The organism is Hyphomonas sp. (assembly GCF_041689225.1).
Lineage (GTDB): Bacteria > Pseudomonadota > Alphaproteobacteria > Caulobacterales > Hyphomonadaceae > Hyphomonas.
In genome coordinates this window covers 1-11,455 of the sequence record NZ_JBDNGN010000153.1, presented here as the reverse complement: position 1 = coordinate 11,455, position 11,455 = coordinate 1, and the positions used below count along the sequence as shown (strand labels likewise).

General features: G+C 59.0%; 7 protein-coding genes. All 7 read left to right on the top strand.

Translation table 11 applies throughout. From position 1 onward, the window contains the following. Positions 1-786 (top strand): CaiB/BaiF CoA transferase family protein (locus ACESNB_RS15215; RefSeq protein ID WP_373008817.1); only part of this gene is annotated, 786 nt, incomplete at its 5' end. A gap of 206 nt (positions 787-992) precedes the next feature. Continuing rightward, positions 993-2,099, top strand: coding sequence for an efflux RND transporter periplasmic adaptor subunit (locus tag ACESNB_RS15210; protein WP_373008815.1), 1,107 nt, complete (start codon positions 993-995; stop codon positions 2,097-2,099). Positions 2,100-2,104: 5 nt separating this feature from the next. Beyond that, positions 2,105-5,233 carry an efflux RND transporter permease subunit gene (locus tag ACESNB_RS15205; protein WP_373008813.1) on the top strand — a complete coding sequence of 1,043 codons (3,129 nt, stop codon included), beginning with the start codon at positions 2,105-2,107 and terminating at the stop codon, positions 5,231-5,233. Between the two features lie 265 nt (positions 5,234-5,498). Further along, positions 5,499-6,107 (top strand): ANTAR domain-containing response regulator, encoded by a 609-nt coding sequence (locus ACESNB_RS15200; protein WP_373008811.1) that lies wholly within the window; start codon positions 5,499-5,501, stop codon positions 6,105-6,107. Between the two features lie 416 nt (positions 6,108-6,523). Then, a complete protein-coding gene (locus tag ACESNB_RS15195; protein WP_373008819.1) occupies positions 6,524-9,121 on the top strand; it encodes a TonB-dependent receptor plug domain-containing protein in 2,598 nt (865 codons plus the stop codon). A gap of 138 nt (positions 9,122-9,259) precedes the next feature. Continuing rightward, positions 9,260-10,102, top strand: a complete 843-nt coding sequence (locus ACESNB_RS15190) for a sulfite exporter TauE/SafE family protein (RefSeq protein WP_373008809.1) — start codon at positions 9,260-9,262, stop codon at positions 10,100-10,102. A 72-nt stretch (positions 10,103-10,174) separates the two neighbouring features. After that, positions 10,175-11,329: a histidinol-phosphate transaminase gene (locus tag ACESNB_RS15185; protein WP_373008807.1), complete on the top strand. Its 1,155-nt coding sequence runs from the start codon at positions 10,175-10,177 to the stop codon at positions 11,327-11,329. Positions 11,330-11,455 lie beyond the last annotated feature (126 nt).

Here is an 11,455-nt window from a genome sequence, read left to right as displayed (position 1 = left end):
TATGCGGGCCGGCCAGCTTACGACGACCTTATCCAGGGCTTGTCAGGTACGGCGAGCCTCCTGCCGCGGGTCGATGGCAACCCGGCACCGCGATTCCTGCCAATGGCGATCGCTGACAAAGTGTCCGGGCTGCACGCCGTCTACGCGACGCTGGCGGCCTTGCGCCAGCGCGACCGCACCGGTGAAGCGGTTCATGTCGAAGTGCCGATGTTTGAGTGCGTGACGCACTTTCTGCTGGAAGAGCATCTGTATGGCGAGACGTTCGATCCGCCCAACGGCCCGGCCTGCTACCAGCGCCAGGTCGATCCGTCCCGCCAGCCGCTCCAGACGGCCGACGGCTGGATAACGATTGCGCCCTATGTCGACGCGCGCTGGATCCGCTTGTTCGACGTGCTGGAAGCGCCGCAGGAATTGCTGGACGCGCGCCTCAACGATCGCCGGGGCCGGTATCACAACATGCCTTATATGATGGAGCGCGTTCAGGCCTACCTCACTGCCAGGCCCACGCAGTTCTGGTTGGATGCTTTCACGGCCGCCGATATTCCGGCTGCACGTGTGAATGATATCAGCGAATTGCGCGGCGATCCGCACCTCCAGGCGGTCGGCTTCTTCCAGAAGCGCACGCATCCGACCGAGGGAGACTATTGGGAAACCCAGCCGCCGGTCATTTTCCGGGGCGAAACTCGCCGCCCGATCCGTCCCGCTCCGCTTGTTGGCCAGCATACTGATGAGGTACTCGCGGAACTCGGTCTGGATGACGTCTCAAAATCTGATGTGGATGCCTGAAGCACGGTCAGTGCTGGTCAATTTTCGGTTATTATTGCGAAATCGTTGGGTTTTTGGTGCTATTATTGGCAGGAAGCACGAGTGTTGGCTTCCGGATGTTGCGCACTATATCGCGATGTGTCGGAGGCTGGATTTAAGTAAACTGGCGTTTCCGAATAATTTTCAGGTGTTTGGCGGCGCAAGTCTGAACATCACAAGGCAACTGAATGGCTCATACTGTTAGCACCTGGAGACTTTTCCGGCCGCTCGGCTTGGTGGTGGCTGTGTTTGCCGTGCTGATTTCAGGCCTGCCTGCATCTGCCCAAGGGCGGGGACCGGCAAGTGTCTTCGTCGCAGACGTAGGCAAACAGGACTTCGCGATGCGGATCGAGGCCCTGGGCACGCTCAAGGCGAATGAGCGTGTCGACCTGACACTCACTGTCGCTGACCGCGTGACGGCCCTTTATTTTGATGATGGCGAGCGCGTGGTGGCGGGCAAGACGCTGCTGTCACTCGCTCAGCGCGAACAGGTCGCCCTCGTCGAGGCGGCGGAAGCCAATTCAGACGAGGCGCGCCGGCAGTACCAGCGTGCGATCCAGCTCGCAGAGCAGGACGCCATCGCCCAAACGTCGCTGGATGCAGCCCGCCGCGATCTCGACAATGCCAACGCGCAACTCCGCGCCGTCCAGGTTCGCCAGAAAGACCGTGTGCTTGTGGCGCCGTTCGACGGTATGCTCGGCTTCCGCATGGTCAGTGTCGGCTCCTACGTTCGGCCCGGCGACGTGGTCGCGACGCTTGTGGACGACAGTCAGATGAAGCTCGACTTTTTGGTGCCGTCCACCTTTCTCCGGTCACTCAAGGCGGGTGTGGGGGTCACAGCCTCGACCGACGACCTGCCCGGGATGGACTTTTCGGGCACGATCGACAGTGTCGACAATTCCATAGATCCGGTGACTCGCTCCGTACGTGTCCGCGCCATCCTGCCCAATCCCGACAAAACGCTCAAAGCCGGCATGTTCATGCGCGTGACAATATCCGCCGATGCACGCACCGCGCTATCCATTCCCGAGGGCGCGATCCAGCCGCTCGGGCCTGACAATTTCGTTCTTGTTGCTATCAGCGATGGCGACAAGGAGATTGCGCGCCAGCGCAAGGTCGAGATTGGCCTGCGCCAGGGCGGCAATGTCGAGGTCTTGTCCGGCCTCGATGAAGGCGAGCGCATTATTACCGAGGGCGCCATCCGTGTGCGCGAAGGGTCTGAAATCATTGTCCGCGACCGATCTGCCATCTTGCCGGGAGCATCCGGCAATGGTGCCGCAGCCAACGCGCATTAACTCCAATGCTGCTGTCCGACATCTCGGTGAAGCGCCCGGTCTTCGCATCGGTCCTGTCGCTTATCCTGATCATTTTCGGCCTCGTCGCCTATAACCGGCTGCCGCTGCGCGAATATCCCGACATCGACGCCCCGATCGTGTCGATTGATACACGCTATCCTGGTGCCTCTGCGAACGTGATCGAAACCCGTATCACCCGCGTGATCGAGGACCGCATCGCCGGCGTGTCCGGTATCCGGTTCATCAATTCGAATTCGACGGATGGCCGGTCGCGCATCAGTATCGAATTCAGCATCGATCAGGACATTGACGCCGCCGCCAATGACATCCGCGACCGGGTGTCGGGCGTCCTCGACCAGTTGCCGCCGGAGGCGGACCCGCCCGAAATCGAAAAGGCCGACGCCAATGATGATGTGATCATCTGGCTGAATCTGGCGAGCGAAAACCTGACAACACCGGAGCTCTCCGACTATGCAGACCGCTTCCTGGTCGACCGTTTTTCGGCGCTGGATGGTGTTGCGCGTGTGCGGGTCGGCGGGGCTCGCGACTATGCATTGCGAATCTGGATCGACCGGCGCGCGCTGGCCTCCCGCAACCTCGCCGTCAGTGATATCGAAAGCGCCTTGCGCAGCGAGAATATCGAGGCTCCGGCAGGCAGCCTGGAGTCCGATTCCCGCACATTCACCGTGCGCATCGAACGGGCGTTCCGGACCCCGAAAGACTTCGCAGGCCTTGTCATTGCGCAAGGCGATGATGGCTATCTGGTCCGTCTCGGGGACGTCGCCCGCGTGGAACGTGGCACGGCGGAAGATCGCAACATTTTTCGCGGCAACGGCGTTCCGATGGTGGGAATGGGAATCATCAAGCAGTCGACAGCAAACACCGTCGATGTGGCCCGGGGAGCGCGCGAACTGGCCGCCGAATTGAACGAGACGCTGCCGGAAGGCATGGAAATCGCTCAAAGCTTTGACTCGTCCGTATTTATCGACGCCTCCATTCGCGAGGTCTACAATACGCTCTTCATTGCCGTCGGGCTTGTGACGCTCGTCATCTTCCTCTTTCTCGGAAGCGTGCGCTCAACGATCATTCCGGCCATTACAGTCCCGATCTCGATTATCTCAACGTTCATCGTCCTCTTCGCCCTCGGGCTCTCGATCAACCTGTTGACCCTGCTTGCGCTTGTCCTGGCGATTGGCCTGGTGGTGGATGACGCAATCGTGGTGCTCGAGAACATCCACCGTCGTATGGACGAGCTGGGCGAGTCCCCGCTCGTCGCGTCCTATCGGGGCACGCGCCAGGTCGGCTTTGCGGTCATCGCGACGACGCTGGTCTTGATCTCGGTCTTCATCCCGATCACGTTTCTCGAGGGTAATGTCGGGCGGCTATTCACGGAATTCGCGCTGACCATGGCCGCAGCCGTCGCATTCTCAAGCATCCTGTCGCTCACGCTGGTGCCGATGCTGGCGTCCAAGCTGCTCATACCAAAAGCGACGACCGGCATCCTCCGGGTCATTCCCTATGTCATCAACAGTGCATTTTCTGCACTCAAATCCGGTTATGGCTGGATTCTCGATCGGTTGATCCACCGACCCATCCTCGTGGCGGTCATGCTTTGCGGCATCTTTGGTGGCGCTGTCTGGCTCTTCCAGAATATCGACGAGGAATATGTCCCACGCGAGGACCGGGGCAGCTTCTTTATCAGCATCCGGGGCGAGGAAGGCGCATCCTTCGACTACATGTCCACCTATCTGGACGAGATCGAGCGCCGGCTGCTGCCTTATTCGGAGACGGGCGAAGCGACGCGCCTGTTGCTGCGCGCGCCTGGGTTCGGATCGTCGGGTTTCAATGAGGGGTTTGTCATTGTCGTCCTTGACGATTGGGCCAATCGTCGGCCAGCCGACGCGATCATCCAGGAAATCAACGGAAAACTCTCCGATCTTCCTGGCATCCGCGCCTTCGCCATCATGCGGCAGGGGCTAGGCGGCGGAAATGGAAAACCCATCCAGTTTGTCATTGGCGGCCCCTCCTACGAAGACCTGACTCAGTGGCGCGATACATTCGTCGCGGCGCTGGAAGCCGATAATCCAGGGCTGGTCGATATCGATTGGGACTATAAGGAAACACAACCGCAGTTCCGGATTTCGATCGATTATGAGCGCGCCGCCGATCTCGGCGTGACCGTGTCGGAGGTTGGTAGCACGTTGCAGACCATGCTCGGTTCCCGGCGTGTCACGACCTATACGGACAATGGCGAAGAGTATGACGTCATCCTCGAAGGCCTGCGATCAGACCAGAACACGCCCATGGACATCCAGAACATCTATGTTCGGTCATCGCGGTCCGGCGAGTTGATCCCGTTGTCCAGCCTGACCACGATCAGATCGATTGCTGACAGTCCAAGCCTCAATCGCTACAACCGCGTCCGCTCGATCACCATCGAGGCGGGTCTGGCGCCCGGCGTGTCCCTCGGGACGGCCTTGAGCGGCATGGAGCGTGTGGCGCGCGAGGTCCTGCCCCCCGAAGCCCAGATCGACTTCAAAGGCCAGTCGCTCGACTTCAAATCGTCGGGCTCGTCGATCCTGTTTGTCTTCGCCATCGGTCTGGTCATCGTCTTCCTCGTTCTCGCGGCACAGTTCGAGAGCTATCGGCATCCGATCATCATCATGCTCTGTGTACCTGCGACGATTGCCGGAGGCCTGCTCGGTCTTTGGCTTACGGGCAACACGATTAATATCTACACGCAGATTGGCCTCATCATGCTAGTCGGCCTGGCTGCGAAGAACGGCATCCTGATCGTCGAATTCGCCAATCAGCTGCGCGACGAAGGCATGGAATTCGACGAAGCCTTGCGAGAGGCGTCGCTGGCGCGCTTCCGGCCTATCGTCATGACAGGTTTGACGACTGCGGCAGGCTCTCTTCCCCTCATCTTGTCAGAAGGGGCAGGAGCCGAAACCCGCCAGGCGATTGGTGTCGTCATATTATTCGGCGTCATCACGGCCGTCTTCGTCACGGTCCTGTTCGTTCCGACAGCCTACGCGTTGTTCGCGCGCAAGTCGGGCTCACCGGGCGATGTGGCGCGCCAGCTTGAGCGGGAATCGGAAGAGGCAGATTCGGCTGGAGCGCCTGCGGAATAGGACTGAGCTTAGCGCCAGCGCGTCAATGTCTGCAGGAGAGTTGCCGGGATAGCCAAGTTGTTGGCACTGGACAGGCTGAAATGCCCAAGTATGCGTCTGACTGTGGTTGCTTCGCTTATTTGCAGAGAATTGCATTGTATTTCTGCGCGTACACACACGAACATCGAGCCAGTTCAACGATCTTCCAACGGGGCGGAAACCATTCTCATGTCAGAATTCGATACCAGGACGGCCTATCCCGTTAGAAAAAGTGTTCGGAGCCAAGATGAATTCGCATGAGGAGGCCCAGCCGAATACGGCCTTGGAAATTTTGCTTGTGGACGACGATGCCAAGCGCGTGGAAATATTTGAGGCGGGCTTGGCGGGAAAGGCCATCCTGCGTCGGATCAGCGAACTGACGACGAGTGCGGTGTTGGCAGAGACCGACGCACAAGCGGTTGATATCCTGATCATCAGTCGGCAACTGCCCGATAGTGCGATGATCAAGACGATTGAGGAATTGGCACGCGTTAGGCCCATGCCGGTAGCAGTATTCGTTGAAACGGAGTTGGACGATCTCGCGCGCCGCGCCATACGCGCTGGAGCGAGCGGGTACATCGTTAAAGGACTTGCCGCTGATCGGGTTGCGACAGTGGTTGATGTGACCATAGAGAGATTCCGATTGACGGACGCTCTGTTGAAGGAACTCTCGAGGTCGAAGAGTGATCTCGAATCCCGCAAGTTGATCGAAAAGGCCAAGGGTCTGCTCATGGAGCAGCGCGGGGTCAGCGAGCACGCGGCTTATGAAGCCTTGCGAAAGATGGCGATGGCGCGCGGCAAGCCGATGCGGGAAATCGCCGAGACGATAGTCGCCATCTCCAACATTTTGCCCTGAATTGCGGCCTTCGGCCAGATGGACCCGCGGACTTTCTGGTCTGCGTGATCTGCTGCCGCATTAAGCGTCCCGATTGCTGCGGTGCATCATTTTCGAGCGATGCTGGGGCTATTCCAGCGCAACGCAATGTTTTTTGTTTGAACCCGTGCGTTCGCTGGGTCTGTTGAATCCAAGTTCAACGCCGAACCCAAGAAGCGACCCAGCGGCGGGTCGGTTAGGTGTTTCGCCTTGGGCGAATTCTCAAAATTCAGAGCGGGATTTAAGTCATCCCGCATCGGCTCCTCCGGCGGATCGCAATGCGATCGTCAGTCGGGGGAGGGTTCAACAATCCGTCTCGACGGATGGCGTCGCGTTGCCTGAAAGCAGCGCAACAATAAGGGGTAATTTCAATGAAACTTTCGTTTCGCACTTATCTGATGTCAGGTGTGGTCCTTGCGGCCGGCTGCCTGACGGCGACCGCACAGGAAGCCGCAATGACTCAGGAGCTGGCCTTGGCGGACGCTGTCTCCGTCCAGCAAACGATCACTGTCACGGGCTCTCGCGGCAAGCCGCGCACGATTGCCGATTCCGCCGTGCCAATCGACGTTCTCGACGAGGCCACTATCAACGACGTGTCCTTCACTGATACCAACGACGTGCTCAAGACGCTGGTCCCGTCTTACACCATCGGCCGCGAGCCGATCTCGGACGGTTCGACATTCATCCGTCCCGCCGCCTTGCGCGGCCTGTCGTCAGACAAAACGCTTGTGCTCGTGAACTCAAAGCGTCGTCACCGCGCAGCACTCGTTTCGATTGGTGGCTCGGGCACGCAAGGACCTGATGTCGCGACGATCCCGGCATCGGCTCTGAAAACGGTAGAAATCCTGCGTGATGGCGCTGCTGCGCAATACGGTTCCGATGCGATCGCCGGTGTCATCAACTTCATCCTGAAGGATTCTGCCGACGGGGCATCGCTGACCGTTCAAGCGGGGCAATATTACGAAGGTGATGGCGAAGACCTCCTGATCGCGGGCAATATTGGACTCGGCCTGGGTGACGATGGCTTCATCAATATCAGTCTTGAGGGGACATCATCCCAGCCAACCAACCGCGGCAAACAATGGGATTCCACAACCTCATTTGACGTGGCGGCATATGTCGCGGCAAATCCGGACAAGGCGTATCTGTACGGCCCTGGTGGTGATTTCGACACCAGCAACGTCCAGCTTTGGGGGCAGCCTGAGGCAGAAGCCTTCCGGTCCTTCGTCAACATGGGTTACACGCTCCCCGGCGGCCAGGAATTATATGGCTTTGCCAACTATTCGAACTCGTCGGGCGATGGCGACTTCAACTTCCGTTATCCGGGCAACTCGGTGAACGGACCTCAGATCCGACTTCAGGATGGCTCGACCTACAGCTTTGATGAACGGTTCCCGGCTGGCTTCGTGCCGCGCTTCTTCGGCAATGTTGTCGACTATTCGGCAACCGGCGGCATCAAGGGCGAATTCTCGCCTGTCTTCAGCTACGATTTCTCGGCGCGCTACGGAAAGAACCAGATCAATTACAAACTGACCGATACCGTGAACCCGTCCTTGGGTGATGGTTCGCCAAACACGTTTCATCCGGGCGACCTGATTTCTGACGAAGTCGCCGTCGCGGCTGACTTCGTTTACGAATACAAGATGGCCGCGTTCGCGAGCCCGGTCGACTTCAGCTTCGGTGCGGAATGGCGCGACGAAGGCTATGAGGCCGTCCCCGGTGACGAGCAATCCTACATTGCCGGCATCTACGGCTTTGCCGATCCTTGGGGCTTTTGTGATGCCATGGCGCCAACGGCCGCAGGCCTGGGTGTTGTCGCCAATGGCTCGACACTGGATTGTTCGGACTCATCCGATCCGGTTTACCAGATCAACGGCGTCGGTTCGAACGGCTTCCCTGGCTACTCGCCGGACTATTCGGGGTCCTTCAACCGCGACAGCTACGGCGTCTATGCCGGTGCGTCGGCCGACCTGACGGAAACACTCTTTGTGGAAGTCGCCGGACGGTTTGAAAACTATTCGGACTTCGGTGAAACAACGAATGGCAAGATCGCAGCGCGCTGGTCCGTCACACCCAGCATCAACCTGCGCGGTTCAGTCGGTACCGGATTCAGGGCACCGACACCGGGTCAACTTTCCACGACAAACGTGTCGACCCGGTTCCCGGCAGGCGAACCCGTTGCATCGGGCCTTTTCCCGGCCTCCAATCCGGTCTCGCTGTTCCTTGGCGCTCAGGAGCTCAAGCCGGAGGAGTCGACGAACTATTCAGTCGGTGCAACCGGAAGCTTCGGACCGCTCGGCGTCACGCTGGATTTCTACAAGATCGACATTTCGGACCAGTTCTATGCGTCCCGATCAATCACGGTTACCGACGATATCCGGGTGGAACTGCTGGCGGCAAACGTGCCGGGTGCCGATACGATCGGCGCGGTTCAGTTTTTCCAGAACGCGTTTGATTCCTCGACAGAGGGTGTTGATCTCGTCGTCACCTATCTTGCGGATTGGGGAAGTGGCGGTGCGACGGCACTTACGCTGAGCTCCAACTACAACACGTTCTCGGTGGAAAAAGTGAACATCGGGGGCTTGTTCCTCGAAGAAGACGTTTTCGACTTCGAGAACGGCACACCGGAGTTCCGTGCCACCTTCACGGCATCCCATTCGATCGGTGCGTATACATTCATGGGCCGGGCAAACTACTTCGGTTCTTCCACGGCATCGCAGTGCTTCACGGGCGCTGACACGGATGGCTTCAGCTGCCCGGGCGGCCTCATCACTGAAGAGTTTGGTGCAAAGGTGCTGTTCGATATCGAGGCGTCCTACGATTATGACGACACGACGAAGTTCACCCTGGGCGCACGGAACGTAACCGACGAATACCCGGACGAAGCCGACTATTACAAGCTTCGCGAAACGGGGAATGGTCGGATCTATCGCTCCGACTCGATCGTCGATTGGCAGGGGGGCTTCGTTTATCTGAAAGCATCCAAAAGCTTCTGATGCAGGTGCATACAATCTGACCGGAATTTGGGCAGATTGCGAATTCGCAGGGAGTGGGCGCATCCACTCCCTGCCTCGTAGCAGGGAGTGTGACTACCGTATCCCTGAGCGATCCAACAAGAACAGAAGCACCCAAATATGTCACTATCCAATCTCGACCTGGCTCATGTCAGCCAGTTGATCGCAGTCTTGCTCGCAGCCGGCATCGTCGCCGGGTTTGTCGCGGGGCTCTTCGGAATAGGCGGCGGATTCGTAGTCGTTCCCGCCCTTCTGCTCACATTCAGCGTTTTCAACGTTGAAAGCGATATCATCGCACATCTCGCGATCGGCACCTCGCTCGCGACCATTATCGTCACCTCGTCGCGGTCGGTCCACGCGCACAACAAGCGCGGGGCCGTTGACTTCAGGGTTATCCGCGACTGGGCGCCATGGCTCGTCGTGGGTGCGGTATTTGGCATCATCATTGCGCGCTACATGGATGGCCGGTCGTTGAAATGGATTTTCTCGATCGGTGTGTTCCTGATGGGGGTGCACTTCATCGCGCCTGTCCTGCAACCGAAAACGGCGATCACAAAGGAGATGCCGAGCGGGCCACTCCTGGCCGGCATAGCAACATTCCTCGGGGCGTTCTCTGCGCTTCTGGGCATCGGCGGTGGTACGATTGCCGTTCTTGTGATGACGGCATGCGGCAGGCCCATCCACCAGGCCGTGGCGACGGCTGCAGGATTCGGCGTCCTCATCGCCGTACCCGGAGCAATCGGGTTTGCGATCCTTGGGCTCGGCGAGCCGGGCCTCCCGTTCGGTTCGATCGGCTATGTGAACGTGATTGCCGTTCTGGCGATTACTGCTATGTCTTTCCTGACCGCGCCCCTCGGAGCGCGTGCCGCGCACAGTCTCAACGCCGTAGCCCTGAAGCGCGTATTCGGGATTTATCTCGTCGCAACGTCTGCGATCGTTTTGTACAATTCATTCACGTCCTGAACAGGGAGGCTCGGACCGATTACGCGGGGCCGAAGCCCCATCAACATCCAACCAATCACTGGGGAACACAAAATGGCATTTGATATTTCACGACGCTGGGTCCTGACCGGAGCTGTCGGCGCATCGGTTGCTTGTGCGACGGCGTGCACGACGTCCGGCACTGCAGCAGCAGAGGCGGCGTTTCCTGCCGATGCGCCATCGGCAGAACCTGAACTGCTCGGTCCGCGTGGCGGGGTCGCGCTATTGTCGCGGAACGAAAACCCGTATGGTCCCGCGCCGTCGGCCCTGAAAATGATCGAATATGCCGGAAAGAAGGGCGCCTACTATCCGGACATCGCCGGCAAAAATCTGGCGGCGATGATTGCCGAGCGTCACGGTGTGACACCAGACATGATCGCCATCACAACCGGGTCAGGCGAGGCGCTTTGTGCCATCGCGCTGATCTACGGTCAGAAGGGCCCCATCGTCGCGCCCCGCCTGTTCTGGGATACGACGGCGCTCTATGCCGTCAATCTGGGGATGGCCGAAATCGACCGCGTGCCCCTCGCGGCAGACATGAGCATCGACCTGTCGGCAATGGAGGCAAAGGTCACCAGCGAGACTGGTCTCGTTCAGCTCTGCAATCCGAACAATCCGACCGGCATGGTACTGGACCCTGAAACCCTGAAGGCGGCAGTCAAACGCATGTCCGCCACCACCACGGTGCTCGTGGACGAGGCCTATATGGAACTTGCCAATGATCCGGACGCCAACACGTGCATCGGCCTGGTCAAGGAAGGTCATAATGTCATTGTCTCGCGAACGTTTTCCAAGATTTACGGGATGGCCGGCATCCGCGTCGGTTATACGATCTCGTCGCCAGAGACCGCCGCGAAGATTCAGAGCACGTCCATGTCATGGATATCCGGCGTGGGCCTCGCGGCCGCCATCGGCAGCTACAATGACACCGCCTTTCTCGATTTTTCCAAAGGCAAGATCGTAGAGGCACGGGAGATGATTCTCGCAACGACTGGCGTGCTGGGTCTGGAGTCGCTGCCGTCGCAGACCAATTTCGTCTACTTCAAGTCTGGCAAGGAAGCGAACGCGGTCCAGCAGGCCATGAAGGAAAAAGGCGTCTACATCCGGGGCCAGTACATGGACTATAATGAATGGACGCGCGTCTCTATGGGCAAGATCGAAGACGTCGAGCGCTTTTGCAAAGCCTTGCCGGAAGTCGTTTCGGCCTGACGAACAGTTACGAAACAGGCTGCAGGGACCGGGGCGAAAGCTCCGGTCCTTGTTGTTTTGAACTTGGGAATTTCGAGCATGGGAATCTGCTGGTGACCCCTGCAGGACTTGAACCTGCAACCGTCG